Genomic DNA, 20674 nt, shown 5'->3' with positions numbered 1-20674 from the left:
CCCTCCCCCTCCAACACGCCTTCGCCGCCCGGGTCGCCGAGATCGACAAGCTCAAAGCCCATCACCGCGCCCATCTCGCGCGGCTCGACGCTCTGTTCGCCTGCCTGCAACATCGCGCCTTCCGCGGCGACCTCTCCGCCCCTTCCTTCTCCCGCGCGCGGGAGAAGGCGGCCTCGCGAAGCGAGGTCGGATGAGGGTCCGGGAAGAATAGACGTATTTTCGAAGCGTTGTAGCCTCGATAGCCCTCATCCGACCCGACTTCGTCGGGCCACCTTCTCCCACAAGTGGGAGAAGGAACGCGGCCCCATCGTTGCGGCTCATTTCGCCGCGTCGCGTCATAGGGCGTCCGTGAGAAGCCCCGGAGCTCCACCCTCCCCTTCAGGGGGAGGGTCGGCCTGCGCAGGCAGGACGGGGTGGGGCGATCCCTGAATCTTCGTCGCGCGGACTCCACCCCGCGCCTTCGGCGCGACCCTCTCTCTCGAGGGGAGGGTGGCGAACCCCTCCCCGCCGCCTCTTGACAATTGCGGACTAAATTCCTATTCTCTCCCTCGCCTCCGCCGGTGGGGCGCGCCTGAAGGGTAGGCGGCGTCGGCGGGGGCGCGGTTCGCATGGACGGGCGCCGACCCTCGCTCGTTTCCAGCGACGCCACGCCGCCGGCACGGGCTTCTCCTTCGCGCGGAGGCATGGGGACACATGCGTGTGGCCACATGCGAAAGCCCGGCCGAATATCCGAGGTTCGCGCGGGGATAGACTACCCGAAAGGGGAAAACAACCCTGGGCCCGCAGGCGGCGGACAGAAAAGGCAGCCGTGGTCCGGGACGCTTCCCGCTCCGAGGCGCATTGCTTCAAGGCACGCCGAGGCCGAACGGGGCCGAAGCGTCCCGGACCCTCCCATCCTCCCGCGCCCATTCCGGGCGGCGGGCGCAAAGGCGCGCCCATATGTGGGATAAAATACCTACAACTCGCGCAGAGCCCGCCGAGCGGCTCCTTCAGCATGAAAGATCGGGATAATTCGCTCGCCCGATCGCCCGGCGTTCTGGAGCGCGGGGGCTGGACTTTGGCCTCGCTCTGTCGTCGAATTGACCCGCCATGTCCCAATTTTCATTTCTCGCAGCCGAATTTCCCGACATATTCACCCACGCCTCCCGCGCGGAAGCGCTGGCGCGCAGCGATTCGCGCGGCGCCGCCTTTTATTGCCGGCTGGCGCTGGAGACCTCCGTCGAATGGCTCTATCGGCATGACGGGACGCTGCGCAGCCCCTATGAATCGACGCTCGCCGCGCTGATCGCGGCGCCGAGCTTCCAGACGCTCGTCGGCCGCACGCTCTGCGTCAAAGCCCGCTTCGTGAAGGATGTCGGCAACGCCGCCGCCCATGGCAAGCCGGTCGCCCCGACGCAGGCGGCGACGGCGCTGCGCGAATTCTTCGACATCGCCTATTGGCTCGTCCGCACCTACGCAAGGGGCGGGAAGCCCGCGCCGGATGCGGCTTTCAGCCTGGAGGCGCTGCCGAAGCTCGCGCAGGTTCAGCAGACGACGCTGGCGCAATTGCAGGAGGCCGCGCGGCGCTATCGGACGAGCGTGGAGCAACGCAAAGCGGTCGAAGCCGCCCTCTCCGCGAGCGAGGAGCGTCGCGCCGAAATCGAGGCGGCGCTCGCGGCGTTGCGCGCCGAGATCGCCGGCGCCAAGGCGGCGAACCAGGCGCGGCCGGATACGCATGACTATCGCGAGAGCGAGACCCGCGATCTCTTCATCGACACGCTGCTGCGCGAGGCCGGATTCGATCCACAGGCCCCGGATGTCGCCGAAGTGGAAGTGCGCGGAATGCCAAATGCGAGCGGCGTCGGCTTCGTCGATTATGTGCTGCCCGGCGCCGATGGGCGGCCGCTCGCGCTGATCGAGGCCAAGCGCAGCCGCCGCGATCCGCGCGACGGACAGCAGCAGGCCAAGCTCTACGCCGATCGCCTCGAGGCGCAATATGGCCGGCGGCCGGTGATCTTCACCACCAACGGCTATGAGCATTGGATCTGGGACGATACGCGTCACCCGCCGCGCCCGATCCAGGGCTTTCTGAAGCGCGACGAGCTGGAGCTGATGCTGCAGCGGCGCGAGACGCGCAAGACGCTCGCGCCGGAGAATATCGACAAGCAAATCGTCGATCGCGCCTATCAGCAGCGCGCCATCCGCCGCGTGACGGAAAGCTTCGAGCGCGACCATGCGCGCAAGGCGCTGCTGGTGATCGCCACCGGCGCCGGCAAGACGCGCACGGTGATCGCGCTCTGCGATCTGTTGATGCGCGCCAATTGGGTGAAGCGCGTGCTGTTCCTCGCCGATCGCAAGGCCCTCGTGACTCAGGCGACGAACGCCTTCAAGAAGCATCTGCCCGGCGCGGCGACGGTGAATCTCGTCGAGGACAAGACGCAGGAGGGCCGCGTCTATGTTTCGACCTATCCGACGATGATGCGGCTGATCGACGAGGCGGACGCCGAGGGGCGGCGCTTCGGCGTCGGCCATTTCGATCTCATCGTCATCGACGAGGCGCATCGCTCCGTCTATCGAAAATACAAGGCCATCTTCGATTATTTCGACAGCCTGCTGGTGGGGCTGACGGCGACGCCGAAGGGCGAGGTCGATCGCGACACCTATCGGCTGTTCGACCTGGAGACCGGCGTGCCGACCGACGCCTATAGTCTCGACGAGGCGGTGCGCGACGGTTTTCTCGCGCCGCCGAAAGCCGTGTCGCTGACGACGGATTTTCTCGACAGCGGCATTCGCTATGACGCGCTCTCCGACGACGACAAGGAGAAATGGGACGCGCTCGAATGGGAGGAGGACGGCGCCGTTCCGGGCGTCGTCGAGGCGCCGGCGATCAACAAATGGCTGTTCAACGCCGACACGGTCGACCGCGTGCTCGCCCATCTCATGGAGAATGGGCTGAAGGTCGCGGACGGCGACCGGCTCGGCAAGACGATCATTTTCGCGAAGAACCGGGACCACGCCAATTTCATCGCCGAGCGCTTCGACGCGCATTATCCGCATCTCGCCGGCCATTTCGCGCGGGTGATCGACCATTCGATCTCCTATGCGCAGACGCTGATCGATGATTTCTCCGACGCGGAAAAGGCGCCGCATATCGCCGTGTCGATCGACATGCTCGACACCGGGATCGATGTGAAGGAGATCGTGAATCTCGTCTTCTTCAAGCCCGTGCGCTCCAAGACCAAATTCTGGCAGATGATCGGCCGCGGCACGCGCCTTTGCGAGAATCTCTTCGGCGAGAAGAAGGACAAGGAGTTCTTCTATATTTTCGATTGGTGCCGGAACTTCGAATTCTTCGACGAGCATCCGAATGTCGCCGACGGCAAGGCGGGCGAGTCTCTCGGCAAACGCCTTTTCATTGCGCGCGTGGAGCTGATCGGCGAGTTGGACGGCGCCGCTACCGAGACGCCGGCCGGCGACTACGCGCAATTGCCGCCGGCGGCGCTGCATGTCGGCGAGAGCGGATCGGACGCCGATCGCGACGCCGCCGTCGCCGAGATCCGCGCATCGCTCGCCGGCGCGCTGCGGGCGGAGGTCGAAGGCATGAGCCTCGACAATTTCCTCGTCCGCCCGCATCGCCGCTCTGTCGAAAAATTTTCGTCGAGCGCCGCCTGGGCGCGGCTCGACGCCGACGCGCGCGCCGAATTGATCGAGCATGTCGCAGGCCTTCCTTCGTCGGTCGGCGACGACGATCTCGCCGCCAAGCAGTTCGATCTCCTTCTGTTCCGAACCGAGCTGGCCCTGCTGCGCGTAGAGCCCTCTTTCGTGGGCCTCGCCACGCGCATTCGGGAGATCGCCTCGCTGCTCGAACCGCTCGCCAATGTGCCGATGATCGCGGCGGAGATCGCGCTGATCGAAGAAGTCCAGACCGACGCCTTTTGGCAGGATGTGACGCTGCCCATGCTCGAGCGGCTCCGGCGACGCCTGCGCGCGCTCGTGAAGCTGATCGAGCGCGAGAAGCGGCCGATCGTCTATTCCGATTTCGAGGATCGCATCGGCGCCGGCGCCGAGGTGGCGATACGCGGCCTTCCGGTGGGGACGGATATGGACGCCTTTCGCCGCAAGGCGCGCGTCTTCCTGCGCCCGCACGAAAGCCATATCGCCGTCCTCAAGTTGAAACGCGCCGAGCCTCTGACCGCGACTGATCTTTCCGAGCTCGAGCGCATCTTCAAGGAGTCCGGAGCCGACGACGCCTCCCTCGGCCTCATCCAGTCGGAGGGTGGCCTCGCGCGTTTCGTTCGCTCGCTGGTCGGCCTGGACCGCGAGGCGGCGAAAAGGCTTTTCTCGGAATTCGAGGATGGACGGCGACTGACCGCGGACCAGCACGAGTTTCTCAATCTCGTGATCGATCATCTCACCGAGCGCGGCGCGATGGACCCCGCGCTCCTCTATGAGACCCCTTTCACCGATTTCGACGCCAAAGGCGTCGAGGGCGTCTTCGAGACGGCCGATGTTCTGCGCCTCGTCGACATTCTCCGACGCGTGGACGAGCGCAGCGCGGCGTGAGCGGACCTCCGCTCGACGCCGAATTCCGCTCCTTCGACGCGGCCGACGCGGCGCGGGCGATCGTGGCCGCGGGCCTCGATACTTCGCTCGGTCTCTTTCATCGCAGTCGAGGCGACGCGCTTCGAGCGGCCGGAAAGAACAGCGATCGGCGAGCGCTTAAAATCTGGCCCCCGAGGTAGCGCGCTCTTCCGGGGTTGCTGGCGTCCAGGCCGAGAATCGGCGTCGCAGAATTTCTCGATTCGGCAAGCGCCGACGGCAGTCGCCGCCGCCAATAATAGAACGCGCCGCGACGCACGACATGGGTTAGGGCGGGCACGAAGTCTCCGTGGTGTGCCAGCCATATGTCACACGGATGTGGAAACGTGCCCATAAGGCAATTTTCTAGCGATTCCAATGACTTACGGAATTCTGGCTGGGGCGGGAGGATTCGAACCTCCGTATGGCGGAATCAAAATCCGCTGCCTTACCACTTGGCGACGCCCCAATGCGCCGACCGGCCGAGTCGCCGGGCGGCGGCTATCCCATAATGCCCCGGCGTCGGCTCCGCAACTTTTTCGCGCGCCTCTAGTCCCAGGCGCGCAGCGGCATGAAGCGGGCGAATTTCTTCGATTGATGGCGATCCATGCGGGCCAGCACGTCGCGCAGGAATGTCACCGCCTCGGCGAGATACGGCCCTTTGTTCAGCATCACGCATTCGGCGCGCTGGGCCATGGCGGCGTCCGTGGTCTCGGCCCGGCTCGGCGCGCCGTCCTTGATGAACTGGTCGAGCACCTGCGTCGCCCAGATCACCGGCGCATGGGCGGCCTCGCAGAGCCATAAAATCTCCTCCTGCATTTCGGAGAGCCGCGCGAAGCCGAGCTCGACGGCGAGATCGCCGCGGGCGATCATCACGGCGGTCGGATGATGCTGGGCCGAGCGCAGAATGAGCTGCGGCAGATTGCGCACGGCGAGGGGCGTCTCGATCTTCAGCACGATCGTCTGCTTCGGCAGCGCGCCGCGCCGCGCCGCGAGATGATCCTGCAGGAGATCGACGTCGCTCGTCTCCTGCACGAAGGAGAAGCCGACGAGATCGGCCTTGGCCGCGACGAAATCGAGATCGCGGAAATCCTTCGGCGTCAGCGGCGGCAGGCGCAGATCGATGGTGGGGAAATTGAGGCCCTTCTCGACCTTCAGCCGCTCGCCCTTGCCGCGCGCGCTGAACACTTCCAGCTCCACGGCGCCCGCGCGCGCCTCTATGACGCGGGCGCCGATCTTCCCGTCATTGATCCACACTTCGGCGCCCGGCGCGAGCTGGTCGATCGCCTGCGGAAAGGAGGGGCGGATCGCGACCGGCCCGGCGGCGCGCGGATCGAGCGCGGCGACCATGGCGAAACGGTCGCCGCGGTAGAGGCGCAGCTTCTCGGGCGCGCGCACTTGCTCGATCCGGCATTTCGGTCCGGCGATATCCATCAGCACGCGGCAATTGCGCCCGAGCGCGGCCTCCGCGCCGCGAATATTGGCGATCATCGCCTCCCAGGCGGCGGCGTCGTCATGCGCGCAATTTATGCGCGCGCAGCCCATGCCGGCCTCCATCAGCCGGCGGATGAGCGCAGGCTCGCTCGCCGCCTCGCTCGGCAGCGTCACCATCACCACGGCGTGCGGTTTCGCGGGGACGACGCCGAAAATCTGGTCGCGCGCGGCGCTCAAGGCGTCCTCGCCGGCGCGCATCGCCGCGGGCGTGGGGTAGGGGGCGTCGGCCTCGCCGTCGAGCCGCCTGAGCGTCGCGAGCAGCGCGTCCAGCGCCTCCATCACCTTGGCCTCGCTGCGGCCGAGCGAGGAGAGGCCGAAGGCCGAGAGGCGAGATTGCAGAGCGCTGAGATCGCGGCGCCGCAGGGCGATGTAATGGGCGAGATTCTCCGCCGCCGAAGCGGCCTGCGGCGTGAAGGGCCCGCCCCAGCGTGTGAGGAGGGCGGCGCCGTCGGCGATGATCTCCTCGCGCAGGCGCGACAGAGCGGTCGATAGCTCGTGGAGTTCGGCGCGAGCCTCGCTCGCCGGCCTGTGTCTGGCGTCGTTCATCCGGTGAAGTCCGTTCGCGGCGAGGCGCCCATGGTTTCTTCCTCCATCATGACGATTTCGCAACGTCGCTGTGCGATGCGCCGTCACACGGCGAGCGCGCCGGCCGCCGCCGCCGCATGACGCAGCGCGGCGATATTGTCGCGATAGGCGGAAACCCCCGCGCCGGCGAAGACGGCGGAGCCGGCGACGAGAACCTCCGCGCCCGCTTCGACGATCGCCGTCGTCGTCTGCGGCGTCACCCCGCCGTCGACCTCGAGCATGATGTCACGACGACCGATCATCTCGCGAATGCGCCGAAGCTTGTCGAGCTGCGAGGGAATGAAGCTCTGCCCGCCGAAGCCCGGATCGACGCTCATCACGAGAATGAGATCGACATCGTCGAGCACATAATCGAGCGTGCGCTCGCTGGTGGCCGGATTGAGCGACACGCCGGCCTTTTTGCCGAGCGAGCGGATGAGCCGCAGCGAGCGATGCAGATGCGCGCCCGCCTCGGCGTGAACGGTGATGATGTCGGCGCCCGCCTCGGCGAAGGCCGCGACATAAGGGTCGATCGGCTCGATCATCAGATGCGTGTCGAAAGTGCAGGCGGCGTGCGGGCGCAGCGCCTTCACCACGGCGGGGCCGAAGGTGATGTTGGGCACGAAGTGCCCGTCCATCACATCGAGATGAATCCAATCGGCGCCGGCGGCGACGACGTCGCGCACCTCCTCGCCGAGCCGTGCGAAATCGGCGGAGAGAATGGAAGGAGCGATGACGATGTCATTGGGCATATGAGAGGCTCCGTCTATGTCGATGTCGAGAGACTGGCGGGGCTCCCCGATTGCGATTGTGTTTCGGCGGGCCGCGTCGATTTGCGTCACGCAGATTTCGTAATGGCGGTGCACCAATGAGATGGCAGGCGTGCTCAAAACCGCTCGCCCGCCGTACATCACATAGAGGGGGGATCCTATGAAAAAAGCCATCGCTCTCGCGGCGCTGCTGGCGCTGCCGTTCTCGAACGCTTTCGCCGCCGATTGCGTCGTTCACATCAAGCGCACGGCCTGCGCCGGCCAGGAGGCGGAGTCTTACAAGAAGTGCAACGGCAAGCAGGAGTGCGACACGCAGGAATCCGCCGAGAGCGAAGCGGAGTGCTCCGCCGTGGCGCTGAAGCATTGCGACAATTCCCGCCTGGATATCACGAAATACAAAGTCGTGACGGCGACCTTCAAGGGCGCGGCGCTGACGGGCGGCTTCGCCGCCAGCGGTAAGCCCAGCTCGAAGGGCGCGAATTTCTGCGCCGGCGATCGTCCCGATCTCAATCAGTGCAAATAAGCTCGAAGCGAGCTTTGGCGCGCCCGACGTTTTAGGGCGCGCCGTTCGCCGCATCACTCCGCGGCCCTCTTTTCCGCGAATTGCGGATCGAGCGCGCCTGCGGCATAGCGCTTCGCCATTTCGCTGAGCGGGATCGGCTTGATCTTGTTCGCCTGGCCCGCGGCGCCGAATTCCTCATAGCGCTGCTTGCACACTTTGCGCATCGCCTCCTGCGCGGGCTTCAGATATTTGCGCGGGTCGAACTCGCCCTTGTTCTTCAGCAGCGTCGCGCGGATGGAGGCGGTGACGGCGATGCGGCAATCGGTGTCGATATTGATCTTGCGCACGCCGAATTTGATGCCGCGCTGAATCTCTTCGACAGGCACGCCCCATGTCTGCGGCATCTCGCCACCGGCCGCATTGAACGCGTCCTGCAAATCCTGCGGCACGGAGGAGGAGCCGTGCATCACGAGATGCGTGTTCGGCAGGCGATTGTGAATCTCCTCGATCACATGCATCGCGAGAATGGCGCCGTCCGGCTTGCGTGAGAATTTATAAGCGCCATGCGAGGTGCCCATGGCGATGGCGAGAGCGTCGACCTTGGTGCGGGCGACGAAATCCACCGCCTGAGCGGGATCGGTCAGCAGCTGGTCATGGCTGAGCTTGCCTTCGGCGCCATGGCCGTCTTCCTTCTCGCCCTCGCCGGTCTCGAGCGAGCCGAGCACGCCGAGTTCGCCCTCGACCGAAGCGCCGACCCAATGGGCGAGATCGACGACGCGCCGCGTCACCGCGACATTGTAGTCGTAGCTCGCCGGCGTCTTGCCGTCGGCCTCCAGCGAGCCGTCCATCATCACCGAGGTGAAGCCGAAGCGAATGGCGCTGGCGCAGGTGGCTTCGCTATTGCCATGGTCCTGATGCATGACCAGCGGAATGTCGGGATACATGATCGCCAGCGCCTCGATCATCTTGGCGAGCATCACGTCATTGGCGTAGGAGCGGGCGCCGCGGCTCGCCTGGATGATGACCGGAGCGTCGACGGAGGCGGCGGCTTCCATCACCGCGAGACCTTGTTCCATGTTGTTGATATTGAAGGCCGGCACGCCATAGTCGTGCTCGGCGGCGTGGTCGAGCAATTGTCTAAGGGTGATGAGCGCCATTTGCGGTGTCCTCCCAGTGCCGGAATTCGATTAAAGTCTACGGCGGCGCCGCCAGAGCAATGCGGGGGCGCAGGCCGATTCCGTTGATAGCGATATAGCGGAGCGCGGGCGATGTCATCACCTCCCGCGGCCGCTCGCCGAGAATTGCGGCGCCCTCTCGCGAGGGTTTCTCTTGGTCTATTCGTTCGAGCTCGAAATCGACTATTCATTCCCTGCCGGCGCGACGCTCGCGAAGCTGCGGGCGCCGTTCCGATCACGCCGATCGTCAGAGCAGCGCTTGCGCGGTCCCGGCGACGCCTTCGGCCGTTATGCCGAAGCGGGCGTAGAGCGCATCCGCCGGCGCGCTCGCGCCGAAGCCGGTCATGCCGACGAAGGCGCCGCGCTCGCCGATCCAGCGGTCCCAGCCGAGCCGCGCGGCGGCCTCCACCGCGACGCGCGGCGCCGAGCCGAGCACGCTGGCGCGATAGGTCGGCGATTGCGTCTCGAACAACTCCCAGCAGGGCATGGAGACGACGGCGGCGCGCACGCCCCGCGTCCACAGAAGATCGGCGGCGGCGAGCGCGATCTGCACTTCCGAGCCGGTGGCGATGAGCGTCACATGGCGCCCGCCGCTCGGCTCGCGCAGCACATAGGCGCCGCGCGCCGTGAGATTCTCGCCGAGCGGCCGCTCCAGCGTCGCCAAATTCTGGCGCGACAGGCTCAGCACGGAGGGCGTCGTCTTCGCATTGAGGGCGATTTCCCAGCTCTCCGCCGTCTCGATCGCGTCCGCCGGGCGGAACACATAGAGATTGGGCAGAGCGCGCAGCGAGGCGAGATGCTCGATCGGCTGATGCGTCGGCCCGTCTTCGCCGAGGCCGATCGAATCATGCGTCAGCACATAGACGACGCGCTGGCCCATCAGCGCGGAGAGGCGGATCGCGCCGCGCGCATAATCGGAGAAGACGAGAAAGGTTCCGCCATAGGGAACGAAGCCGCCATGCAGCGCTATGCCGTTCATCGCGGCGGCCATGCCGTGCTCGCGCACGCCATAGTGAATGTAGCGGCCGGCGAAATTCTCCGCCGAGACCGAGCCGAGCCCCTTGGTGATGGTGAAGTTCGAATGGGTGAGATCGGCGGAGCCGCCGATCGTGGCGTCGGTCGCGGCGTTGATGACGCCGAGCACGGTCTCGGAGGATTTGCGCGTCGCCACCTTGGGCCGCTCGGTGGCGAAGCTCTCGCGCAGCGCGCGCAGCGGCGCGGCCACCGCGCCGGAGACGTCGCCCTTTAAGAAATTCTCGAAGGCGTCGCGCTTGCCGGAGGCGGCGAGACGCTGCTCCCAGGCGAGCCTTTCGCTCTCGCCGCGGCGGCCGGCGGCGCGCCAGGCCTCCAGCGTCTCCGCCGGAATCTCGAAGGGCTCATAGGGCCAGCCGAGTTCGGCGCGGGCGAGCTCGATCTCCGAGGCGCCGAGCGGCGCGCCGTGGACCGTCTCCTTGCCCTGCTTGCCCGGCGCGCCATAGCCGATGACGCTGCGGCAGGCGATCAGCGAGGGGCGCGCGTCCTGCTGCGCGGCGGCGAGCGCGGCGGCGATCTCCGCCGGCGCATGGCCGTCCACGCGCTGCACATGCCAGCCGGAGGCGGCGAAGCGCGCCAGCTGATCGGTGGAGGTGGAGAGCGTCGTCGGCCCGTCGATGGAAATGCCATTGTCGTCCCATAGCACGATCAGCCGGCCGAGCTTCAAATGGCCGGCGAGATCGATCGCCTCATGGCTGACGCCTTCCATCAGGCAGCCGTCGCCGGCGATGACATAGGTGCGATGGTCGACGATCTCATCGCCGAAACGCGCCGCCTGCAGCCGCTCCGCAATGGCGAGGCCGACGGCGGTGGCGAGGCCCTGGCCGAGCGGGCCGGTCGTCGTCTCGACCCCGATCGTGTGGCCGAACTCGGGATGGCCCGGCGTCTTCGAGTCGAGCTGGCGAAAGTTTTTCAGATCGTCGATCGAAACGCCCGGATAGCCGAGCAGATAAATCAGCGCATAGAGCAGCATGGAGCCATGCCCCGCCGACAGCACGAAGCGATCGCGGTCCGCCCAGTCCGGCGCCGAGGCGTCGAATTTCACGAATTGACGAAACAGCACCGCGGCGACGTCGGCCATGCCCATGGGCATTCCGGGGTGGCCGGATTTGGCCTTCTCCACCGCGTCCATCGCCAGCGCGCGAATGGCGTTGGCGGCGCGGCGCTCGTCCTCGGCCGCGGCGACTTCGGCGACAGTCTCCAGAACATTCGACATCGGATTCGTTTCCTCAGGCTTCGCCACGTTTGCGTTTCATCAGCTCCAAGATCCGCGGCGTGAGTATGAGCTGCATGGCGAGATCGAGCTTATTGCCCGGAATGACGATGGAATTGGCGCGCGACATCCAGCTGCCGGCGATCATCGTCACGAGATAGGGAAAATCGACGCCGCGCGGATCGCGAAAGCGAATGACGACGATCGATTCGTCCGGGCTCGGAATGGAGCGTGCGACGAAGGGATTGGATGTGTCCACCGTCGCGGCGCGCTGGAAGTTGATGTCCGTCTCCGAGAATTGCGGGCAGATGTAATACACATAATCGTGCATCCGGCGCAGGATCGTCTCGGTGACGGCCTCGGTGGTGTAGCCGCGCGTGTTGCGGTCGCGATGGAGCTTCTGCGTCCATTCGAGATTGATGACCGGCACGACGCCGATTTTGAGATCGGCGTAGCGCGCGACATTGACGTCCTCCGTCACGACGGCGCCATGCAGGCCTTCGTAGAACAGAAGATCGGTATTGGCGGGCAGCTCGCGCCAGGGCGTGAAAGTGCCCGGCGGCGAGGCGAGCACGGCGCCCTCGTTCGCGTCATGGACATAATGGCGATATTGCCCGCTTCCGGTCTCGCCATATTCCTTGAACAAGGTCTCGAGCTCGCCGAGCAGATTGGCCTCTGGGCCGAAATGGCTGAAATGCTGATTGCCCTGCGCCTGGGCGTCGGCCATGGCCGCTTTCATCTGATCGCGGTCGAAGCGGTGGAAGGAGTCGCCTTCGACATAGGCGACCTCCACCTTCTCGCGGCGGAAAATCTGCTCGAATGTCTGTTTGACCGAGCTGGTGCCGGCGCCGGACGAGCCGGTGATCGAGATGATCGGATGCTTGATCGACATGACGACGCTCACCGCAGGCCGGAACGGGACGCGCGAGCCGGAAGGCCGCGCTGTAATTCTCCTACAAGAAAAGCCGGGCGTTTGCTCGGCCCGCGCAAAAAAAATCTCGGACGCCGCCGCGCGCCGTCCCGCGTGCCCTGGCGCATTTTATATAATTACGTTGAATCAGTGTATTATGTGAAATTTACGGTTTCCCCCCGTCCCGCCGCCGCCGCCGTCGACCGGGCGCGCGGGGAGGCGGCCGGTTGACCTCCCGGCGGCGTCGATTAGGAAGAGCGCTCCGGCGCTCGCGCCCCCGTTCTGCAGCAGGTGATTTCATGTCCGCCACCTATGACGTCCTCGGCGTCGGAAACGCCATTGTCGACACTCTTTCGCGCGCGGAGGACGATCAGCTGGTCGCCGCCGGCCTGCACAAGGGCGCGATGCAGCTCGTCGACGAAGCCCGCGCCGCCGAAATCTATGCGGCCATGGGGCCGACGACGGTGATGTCCGGCGGTTCCGCCGCCAACACTCTGGTCGGCGTCGCCGGCTTCGGCCTCGCCGCGGCCTTCATCGGCAAGGTGAAGGACGACGACGCCGGGCGCGAGTTCGCCCATGACATTCGCAAGGCCGGCGTCGCCTTCGAGACGCCGGTCGCGGCCGACGGCGCCGCCACCGCACGCTGCCTCATTCTGGTGACGCCAGACGGCCAGCGCACGATGAGCACATTCCTCGGCGCCTGTCAGGCTCTGGGGCCGGAGGATGTCGACGAGGCGCTCGTGCGCGCGTCCAAAATTCTCTATCTCGAAGGCTATCTCTGGGATCCGCCGGCCGCCAAGGAGGCGTTTCTGAAGGCCGCCAAGGCCAGCCGCGCCGCCGGCAATCGCGTCGCTCTGTCGCTGTCCGACGCTTTCTGCGTCGATCGCTATCGTGGCGAGTTCCTGGGGCTGGTGCGCGACGGCCTCGTCGATATTCTTTTCGCCAATGAGAGCGAGCTGCATTCGCTCTATGAGACGGCCGATTTCGCCACCGCGGTGAAGGCGCTCGGCGCCGAGGCCAATCTTCTCGGCGTCGTCACGCGCTCGGAGAAAGGCGTCGTGGTCGTCGAGGGGAAGAAATGCGTCGCCGTTCCGGCCTATCCAGTGACGGAAGTGGTCGACACCACCGGCGCTGGCGATCTCTTCGCCGCGGGCTTCCTGGCGGGCCTCGCGCGCGGCGCGCTCTATGAGGGCGCGGCCTCGCTGGGCGCTCTGGCGGCGGCGGAGGTCATCGCCCATGTCGGCGCGCGGCCGCAGAAGAATCTGCTGCAGCTCGCCCGCGACCACGGCCTGCTCGCCTGACGTGACGCGCGTTCACCTCCCCCTAGAGGGCTCTAAAGGGGATGGTGGGCGCGCTCAGCGCTCGGCCGTCGCCATCCGGTCGGCGAGCGCCTGCGCCTCCTGCGTCAGCGCGGCGAAGAATTTCGTGGATTTCGCATGGTCCGCGAAGCAGCGACGGAATCCGGCTGAACCCTCCGCCTGCAAATCCGCATATTTTGCGAAATCCTTCTCATTGGCGAGGCCGGAGGCGGAATAGGACTCCATCGCCTTCTTGGCCTCGGCTTGATGCTCGGCCCAGATTTTCTCGCAAGCGGGCGCAGACTCGATCTTCGCCTTGGCAGGCGTCGAGGCGATGTAGAGCCGCCCTTCGCTGGCGACGGCGACGATGATCTCGTCGGGCAACACGCCGCCGGCGTCGTCCTGGCTGCGTAGGTCCAGAATGGCGGCGGCCAACGTCGCCGCCGCGGGCTTGGCGATGGGCAGATCGGCGTATTTCTCGACGCCCGCATCCGGGCTCACCGCCAGAGTGTAGAAAAAGGGCGAAGCCAGCGCCTCGCCGAGCGTTTGCGGCGGCTTTTCGCTTTTCTCCCAATCCTTGCGACGGGCACGCAAAAAGGCCTCGGCGAGGCCTTGCGTCGAGACGGTGAGCAGCGATTTCTCGTCGTCGCCGGTGAAGGCGAGGCCGTCGAGCTGATCCGCGCCGACGCCCTCGAACAGTGTCTCTATGCTGTATTTGCCGAGCTTCTGAAAACCAGGAACCGAGACGGGGCCGATGATCGCCTCCATCTTCTCGCCGAGGTCTTTCAGCGTCTTCCGCTCCTCCGCCTCGGCCGCTCCGGCGGCTTTGCCCGCCGCCTCCAGCTTGCGCAGCTTGGCCGTCGCGCGGTTGCGGAGGGAGAGATAGGCTTCCTCCGGGGTCGCGGCCGTGGCGGCGATGGGCGTGAAGGAGAGCAGGAGCGCGAGCGACGCCGTTTTCGCCATCATCGATCTCACCTCATCCAGTGAATGGCCAGCAGCGCCACCAGTACGACGGCCAGCATGAACCAGCGATCCGACCGCCGCCGCGCCCGCGCCAGACCTTCGAGCGAATCTTCCGAGAGGCGCAGGCCCTTCGAGCCTGCGGAGGCCAGCATTTCGACGGCGGCCTCGGCGTCATTGAGCAGCTTGGGCAGGCGCGTCGTGAATTTGGCGACCTCGATCGCGGCGCGGCCGGCGTCCTCGAGCTTTGCCTTGGGGCCGAGATTATCCTCGATCCAGCTGCGCACGACCGGATCGGACGTCCGCCAAATATTCAGCGTCGGATCGAGCGAGCGGGCGACGCCCTCGGCCACCACCATGGTCTTTTGCAGCAGCACCAGCTCGGTGCGTGTGCGCATGTCGAACAGCGCCGTCACCTCGAAGAGCAGAGTGAGCAGCCGCGCCATGGAAATGTCCTGCGCATTCGCCGTATGCAGCGGCTCGCCGATGGCGCGCAGCGCCTGCGAGAATTCCTCGACCGAATGGATCGGCGGCACATAGCCCGCCTCGAAATGCACCTCGGCGACGCGCTTGTAATCGCGGGTGATGAAGCCGAACAGGATTTCGGCCAGAAAGCGCCGCTCCTTGAAGCCGAGCCTTCCCATAATGCCGAAGTCGATGGCGACGAGCCGACCCTTGCGATCGACGAAGAGATTGCCCTGATGCATGTCGGCGTGGAAGAAGCCGTCTCGCATCGCCGTGCGCAGGAAGGACTGCAGCACTTTCCGCCCGAGGTCCTTGAGATCATGGCTCATGGCGGCGACGCGGGCGATGTCCGACAGCGGCGCGCCGTCGATCCATTCCAGCGTCAGCACCTCGCGCGTCGTGCGATCCCAATCGACGCCGGGGGCGCGAATATCGGGATCATCCGTCACATTGTCGCGAAATTCCGAGGCCGCCGCCGCCTCCAGGCGGAAATCTGTCTCGAGCTTCACCGAGCGGGCCAGCGTGTCGACGACCTGGATCATTCGCAGGCGCCGCGCCTCCGCCGAGAAACGCTCGGCGGCCCGGGCGAGAATATACATGTCGGCGAAGTCGCGGCGGAACTGACGTTCCACATCCGGCCGCAGCACCTTCACCGCGACCTTGCGCTCACCCTCGGCATAGGCGACGCGGGCCGGATGCACCTGGGCGATGGAGGCCGCCGCCACCGGCTCTCCGAAGGAGAGGAAAATCTCGTCGATCGGCTTGCCGAAAGCTTTTTCGATGATCTCGACCGCGGCCTTGCGGCCGAAAGGCTCCATGCGGTCCTGCAGCGCGGTCAGCGCGTCGGCGATCTCGCCGCCGACCACATCCGGCCGCGTGGCCAGAAACTGGCCGAGCTTCACATAGGAGGGGCCGATCTGCGCGAAGGCGCGCACCAGCGCCTGCGGCGCGCCGCCGGCGCTGCTGCCGGGTTTGGCGAGAAGATTGCCGAAGCGCAGCAGAAATTGCGCCGGGACGGGCAGGATCGCCGGGTCGACGCTCTTGAACACGCCTTCGCGCGCCAGAATGAAGCCGGCGCGCGCCAGTCGGAAGAGATGCCCGAAGCCGATGAGCACGAAGAGCCGCCGTTCGCGTTTAGTTTTAAGGAAAGATCAGAGCTTCCAGCCGGAGTGGATCGCCACCACGCCGCCGGTCAGCCGCTCGAAGCCCGTGCGGCGGAAGCCCGCCCGGCGGATCATCCGCTCGAACTCGTCCGCGCGGGGGAAGCGCTGAATGGATTCGACGAGATAGCGATAGGGCTCGCCGTCGCCGGCGACGAGCTTGCCGATCGCCGGGATCACATTGAAGGAATAGGCCTCGTAGATCTTGTCGAGGCCCGGAATCGCGACTTGCGAGAATTCCAGGCACAGGAACCGCCCGCCGGGCTTGAGCACGCGATGCGCTTCGGCGAGCGCGACCTCGATCCGCGGCACGTTTCGAATGCCGAAGGCGATCGTATAGGCGTCGAAATGCGCGTCCGGGAAGGGCAGGGATTCGGCGTTGGCCTGGACGAATTCCAGCTTGTCGGAGAGGCCGCGCTCCTGCGCGCGGTCGCGGCCGACGTCCAGCATGTCGCCATTGATGTCGAGCACGACGATCTCCGCCTCCGGCCCGGCCGCCTTGGCGATGCGGAAGGCGATGTCGCCTGTGCCGCCGGCGACGTCCAGATGGCGGAAGGGGCCGCGGCGGGAGGGCCGCACCTTGGCGGCGAAGACATCCTTCCACAGCCTGTGCATTCCGCCGGACATCAGATCGTTCATAATGTCGTAGCGGCGCGCCACCTTGTGGAAAACATCGTCCACGAGGCCCTGTTTTTCATCCAATCCGACTTCGGAGAAACCGAAATGGGTCGAGGTCTCGCGCTCAGAGGTCATAATCTCTCGGGTCCGGTGGCGTTCCGGGCGATATAACGCGCCTTTGCGCCTATGGCTATGGCTGGGGGCGAAAACCACCCTCTCCTAGGGGAGGACTATCACATTCACAGATCTCATAAGGCTCCAAGGTCGTCCTGGCCGGGACGAGCCCGGCCAGGACGTCGTGGGTGAGTTGGAAGATATGTGAATCTGCAAGCCCTGCGAGGGGCGCGCTGCCCAAAACATGTTATCGATGGGCGAGGCTCAGCTCCATCCGCCATAGAACGCGGGGGGCGAGCCGGGGAAGGGCGGAACGGCGTCGTATGTCAAATCAGATCAAAGTCCTGGACCATGGTTTCGTCCGCCTCGTCGATCACATGGGCTCGGACCTCTCCATCGTGCGCGCGGCCCGCGTCTCCTATGACGCCGCCTGGCGCGCCGGCGAGAACGAGGGCTCGGACAAGAAGCTCATCGATTACCTCTGGAAGAACCGCCATACGACACCCTTCGAGGCGGTGGAGTTCCAATTCGAGGTGATGGCGCCGATCTTCGTGCTCCGCCAATGGCACCGGCACCGAACTTGGACATTCAATGAACTTTCCGGCCGCTATCGCGAATTGCCGGAGACCTATTACCTCCCCGACCCGGAAAACATCGGCGAACAGGCGACGACCAATAAGCAGGGCCGCCAGCCCGGCGGCGATCTCGAGGCGCGCCGCGCCGAGGTGGAGAAGCTGCGCGCCGGCTTCGAGGCCGCTTTCGCCACCTATCGCGAGCTGCTGGCCGCCGGCTGGCCGCGGGAGCTGGCCCGCACCGTTCTGCCGGTGTCCACCTACAGCCATATGTTCGCAAAGGTCAATTTGCTGAATTTGTTCAAGTTTCTGTCTCTCCGGGCCGATCCGCACGCGCAATATGAGATCCGCGTCTACGCCGAGGCGATGGAAAAGCTCATCGAGCCCATTGTCCCGGTCGCCGTCGCGGCCTGGAAGGCGGGGCGGTTCTGAGCCCATGCCCGAGCTGCCCGAGGTCGAGACGGTCCGCCGCGGGCTCGAGCCCGTCTTCACCGGCTCAGGCCTCGCGCAGGTGGAGCTGCGCCGCGCCGATCTGCGCTTTCCCTTTCCGCAGGGCTTTGCCGCGCGGCTCGCGGGACGGCGCGTCGAGGCGCTGAAGCGGCGGGCGAAATATCTCTTGGGCGAGCTGGACAGCGGCGAGACGCTCATCATGCATCTCGGCATGAGCGGCTCCTTCCGCATCGACGCCGACGACCCCGAGGGCGCCTATCACCGGGCCGTGACCACCAAGCCGGCGCATGACCATGTCGTGTTCCATTTCACGAGCGGCGCCAGCGTCACCTATAACGACCCGCGCCGTTTCGGCTTCATGCTGCTGGTTCCGCGTGGCGAGATGGCGGCGCATCCGCTGTTCAATGGTCTCGGCGTCGAGCCGCTGGGGCCGGAGCTGACGCCGCAGCGTCTCGCCGAGGAGCTGCGCGGCCGCAAGGCGCCGCTGAAAGCCGCGCTGCTCGATCAGCGCATCATCGCCGGCCTCGGCAATATTTATGTCTGCGAGGCGATGCACCGTTCGTATCTCTCGCCCTTGCGCGCGGCGGGGACGCTGGTCGACGCCAAGGGCAAGCCGAAACGCGGCCTCGTCGATCTCGTCGAGGCGATAAGACAAGTGCTCGGCGAAGCGATAGAGGCGGGCGGCTCCAGCCTGCGCGACCATCGCCAGACCGATGGCTCGCTCGGCTATTTCCAGCACTCTTTCCGCGTCTATGACCGCGAGGACGCGCCTTGTCCGACGCCCGGCTGCCGCGGCCATGTCTCGCGCGTGATCCAGAGCGGGCGCTCGACCTTCTTTTGCCGCGACTGCCAGAAATGAGTGCGCGCCAGTCCCGCGCAAGCGGCGGCGCTCAAAGCTCGCTGATATTGGCACGCCGATCGACGCGCCGGCTATCGGGCGAGGCTTTCATGGAACCTGCGGACCTTCTCCCTCCCTTCATCGAGCTCGCCGGGGCGAGCGTCCCGCACAGAATCGTCGACATTGGCGCGCGCCATATCAGCGGCGAGCCGGTCTATGCGCCTCTGCTGCGCGGCGGCGAGGCGACCATCGTCGGCTTCGAGCCCGACGAGGGGGCCGTCGAAGAGCTGAACGCGCGCAAAAATCCGGGCGATGTCTATCTGCCGCACGCCGTCGGCGATGGCGGACGCCATACGCTGCACATATGCGCCGCGCGCGACATGACCTCGCTGCTGAAGCCCAATCCGGCGGCGATGGAGATGTTCCACGGCTTTCCGGTGTGGTCGGAAGTCGTCGCGACGCAAGAGATCGACACTGTGCGGCTCGACGATGTGGCCGAGACCGAGGGCGCGACATTTCTGGAATTGGACGTGCAGGGCGCGGAGCTGATGATCCTGCAGAACGCGGTCGAGAGATTGCGCCGCGCCTATGTGCTGCATATCGAGGTCGAGTTCCTGCCGCTCTATGAAGGCCAGCCGCTTTTCTCGGAAATAGAGCTGTTCCTGCGTTCGCAGGGCTATGTGCTGCATCGCTTCACGCCGATGATGAGCCGCGTGCTCAAGCCTTTGATGCTCGGCAATAATGTCTTCGCGGGCATGAGCCAGATCGTCTGGAGCGACGCTATTTTCGTGCGCGACTTCATGCGCCTCGATCTGCTCGCCGACGACGAATTGATCGGCGTCGCGCAGATCGCGCATGATTGCTATCGCTCGGCCGATCTCGCTCTGCGCCTGCTGACCGAGCATGATCGCAGAAGCGGCCGCAATCTGGCGCGCGCTTATATGTTCGGCCTGCGCCATCGGGCGCCGCGCGAGGCTGCGGCCGTGCCGTGAGTGGGGCGCGGTTCGAGGAACTGCGGCATGATCTAGACTGATAGCTTGATGATTTCAGGTGAAACAGGTTATCCCTATTTTAAAGAATCGCTGTCGGACTGCGACCGTTTTAAAGGAGTCTGCTTTGGGCGTCGTCGTGACTGTAATGAACATGAAAGGCGGGGTGGGCAAGACGACTGTCACTGCACACTTGGCTGGCGTGACAGCGAGGTACTTAATAAAAGGTAAGGAGCGGAGGGTATTAGTAATCGACTATGACCCTCAGTTCAATCTTTCTCAAGCTTATCTCCCGGCAAAGAGTTACTTTGAAGCAGAGACGGCAAAGAAAACCATATTATCGGTATTGATAGACGACGACGATGACCTGGATCCGTATAGGCTGCAGGTTCCTGGAAACCATGAGCCACCGAAGTTGAGTAGTGTCGTAACAAATGTATTTTCTGGAACAAAAGCAAGGCTTGATATTGTTCTGTCGACATTGGATCTCATGTATGCTGCTCTTGGGCAGGCGACGGAAGACACAAGGCCAATTGAAGAGCGGTTTGCGAAGTTTATTTCTGAGTGTCGAGAAAATTATGATATTATCTATATCGACTGCCATCCGGCAGGGTCGCTTTTTACGAAAACATCGCTGCGGAACTCGGATCACGTTCTAATTCCCGTGGTGCCACAGCGATATGCTGTTCGAGGGATTGGACTAATGACGCAATTTATTTCTGCGAAAGCTGTCGGTGGGGTGCCTCCAAAGGCGCATATTTTGTTTAATTCTGCGCCGCGTTCAAGCATATCGCGGGAGGAAGCTGAAATTCGTGCGGACTCTGCCTATACGCCGCTTTGTCTCACCGCTACGTTAAAAAAATACAAGGTATTTGCTGAACCGGAGGGCGGGCGAGGGTTTGTGTGGGCGAGTGGAAAGCCCTATAGTACCGAGGCGTTTAGGAACCTTCTTCGCGTGGCCGAAGAGTTTATTGGCCGCGTAGGAGCGTGAAC

Annotated in this window: 16 protein-coding genes and 1 tRNA gene; 8 read left to right on the top strand and 9 right to left on the bottom strand. The window is 65.1% G+C overall.

All coding sequences use genetic code 11. The features are described 5' to 3' along the window. Both C5689_RS18340 and C5689_RS04170 read left to right on the top strand, forming a co-directional pair. Positions 1–194 (top strand): restriction endonuclease subunit S domain-containing protein (locus tag C5689_RS18340; protein ID WP_206605351.1); only part of this gene is annotated, 194 nt, incomplete at its 5' end. Positions 195–1089: 895 nt separating this feature from the next. Then, positions 1090–4542, top strand: coding sequence for a DEAD/DEAH box helicase family protein (locus tag C5689_RS04170; RefSeq protein WP_108916003.1), 3453 nt, complete (start codon positions 1090–1092; stop codon positions 4540–4542). A 409-nt stretch (positions 4543–4951) separates the two neighbouring features. On the opposite strand, the gene C5689_RS04160 is transcribed toward C5689_RS04170, so the two are convergent. The 3 genes from C5689_RS04160 to rpe form a co-directional block, all read right to left on the bottom strand. Beyond that, positions 4952–5026, bottom strand: a tRNA-Gln gene (locus C5689_RS04160). Between the two features lie 80 nt (positions 5027–5106). Next, entirely contained in the window at positions 5107–6597 is a 1491-nt protein-coding gene (locus C5689_RS04155) for a pyruvate kinase (RefSeq protein WP_108916001.1), read from the bottom strand. Between the two features lie 83 nt (positions 6598–6680). After that, entirely contained in the window at positions 6681–7367 is a 687-nt protein-coding gene (rpe, locus tag C5689_RS04150) for a ribulose-phosphate 3-epimerase (RefSeq protein ID WP_108916019.1), read from the bottom strand. A gap of 178 nt (positions 7368–7545) precedes the next feature. Between rpe and C5689_RS04145 the strand changes: the two genes are divergently transcribed. Continuing rightward, positions 7546–7908 carry a hypothetical protein gene (locus C5689_RS04145; protein WP_108916000.1) on the top strand — a complete coding sequence of 121 codons (363 nt, stop codon included), beginning with the start codon at positions 7546–7548 and terminating at the stop codon, positions 7906–7908. A gap of 53 nt (positions 7909–7961) precedes the next feature. Here the strand turns inward: C5689_RS04145 and fba are convergent, their stop codons facing one another. From fba to C5689_RS04130, 3 genes are all read right to left on the bottom strand, one after another. Continuing rightward, positions 7962–9044, bottom strand: a complete 1083-nt coding sequence (gene fba, locus C5689_RS04140; RefSeq protein WP_108915999.1) for a class II fructose-bisphosphate aldolase — start codon at positions 9042–9044, stop codon at positions 7962–7964. A 265-nt stretch (positions 9045–9309) separates the two neighbouring features. After that, positions 9310–11310, bottom strand: coding sequence for a transketolase (gene tkt / locus C5689_RS04135; RefSeq protein WP_108916018.1), 2001 nt, complete (start codon positions 11308–11310; stop codon positions 9310–9312). Between the two features lie 13 nt (positions 11311–11323). After that, positions 11324–12199 carry a phosphoribulokinase gene (locus C5689_RS04130; RefSeq protein WP_108915998.1) on the bottom strand — a complete coding sequence of 292 codons (876 nt, stop codon included), beginning with the start codon at positions 12197–12199 and terminating at the stop codon, positions 11324–11326. A gap of 317 nt (positions 12200–12516) precedes the next feature. Between C5689_RS04130 and C5689_RS04125 the strand changes: the two genes are divergently transcribed. After that, a complete protein-coding gene (locus C5689_RS04125; RefSeq protein WP_108915997.1) occupies positions 12517–13518 on the top strand; it encodes an adenosine kinase in 1002 nt (333 codons plus the stop codon). A gap of 54 nt (positions 13519–13572) precedes the next feature. Here C5689_RS04125 and C5689_RS04120 read toward each other — a convergent pair whose 3' ends face one another. From C5689_RS04120 to ubiE, 3 genes are read right to left on the bottom strand one after another with little or no spacing between them, the layout of a single operon-like run. Beyond that, positions 13573–14481, bottom strand: a complete 909-nt coding sequence (locus C5689_RS04120) for a hypothetical protein (protein ID WP_146188315.1) — start codon at positions 14479–14481, stop codon at positions 13573–13575. Between the two features lie 5 nt (positions 14482–14486). After that, complete coding sequence (ubiB, locus tag C5689_RS04115; protein ID WP_108915995.1) at positions 14487–16055, bottom strand: 2-polyprenylphenol 6-hydroxylase; 1569 nt, start codon at positions 16053–16055, stop codon at positions 14487–14489. 36 nt (positions 16056–16091) lie between these two features. Next, positions 16092–16853, bottom strand: a complete 762-nt coding sequence (gene ubiE, locus C5689_RS04110; protein ID WP_064033906.1) for a bifunctional demethylmenaquinone methyltransferase/2-methoxy-6-polyprenyl-1,4-benzoquinol methylase UbiE — start codon at positions 16851–16853, stop codon at positions 16092–16094. Positions 16854–17155: 302 nt separating this feature from the next. Between ubiE and thyX the strand changes: the two genes are divergently transcribed. From thyX to C5689_RS04090, 4 genes are all read left to right on the top strand, one after another. Beyond that, positions 17156–17836, top strand: coding sequence for an FAD-dependent thymidylate synthase (thyX, locus tag C5689_RS04105; protein WP_108915994.1), 681 nt, complete (start codon positions 17156–17158; stop codon positions 17834–17836). A 4-nt stretch (positions 17837–17840) separates the two neighbouring features. After that, positions 17841–18713: a bifunctional DNA-formamidopyrimidine glycosylase/DNA-(apurinic or apyrimidinic site) lyase gene (gene mutM, locus C5689_RS04100; RefSeq protein WP_108915993.1), complete on the top strand. Its 873-nt coding sequence runs from the start codon at positions 17841–17843 to the stop codon at positions 18711–18713. 89 nt (positions 18714–18802) lie between these two features. After that, positions 18803–19684 (top strand): FkbM family methyltransferase, encoded by an 882-nt coding sequence (locus C5689_RS04095; protein WP_158271746.1) that lies wholly within the window; start codon positions 18803–18805, stop codon positions 19682–19684. Between the two features lie 124 nt (positions 19685–19808). Continuing rightward, positions 19809–20672, top strand: coding sequence for a ParA family protein (locus C5689_RS04090; RefSeq protein ID WP_108915991.1), 864 nt, complete (start codon positions 19809–19811; stop codon positions 20670–20672). Positions 20673–20674: the final 2 nt, after the last annotated feature.

Origin of the sequence: Methylosinus sporium (assembly GCF_003113265.1) — a bacterium.
Classification (GTDB): domain Bacteria; phylum Pseudomonadota; class Alphaproteobacteria; order Rhizobiales; family Beijerinckiaceae; genus Methylosinus; species Methylosinus sporium.
This window is presented reverse-complemented; position numbering and strand designations above follow the sequence as displayed.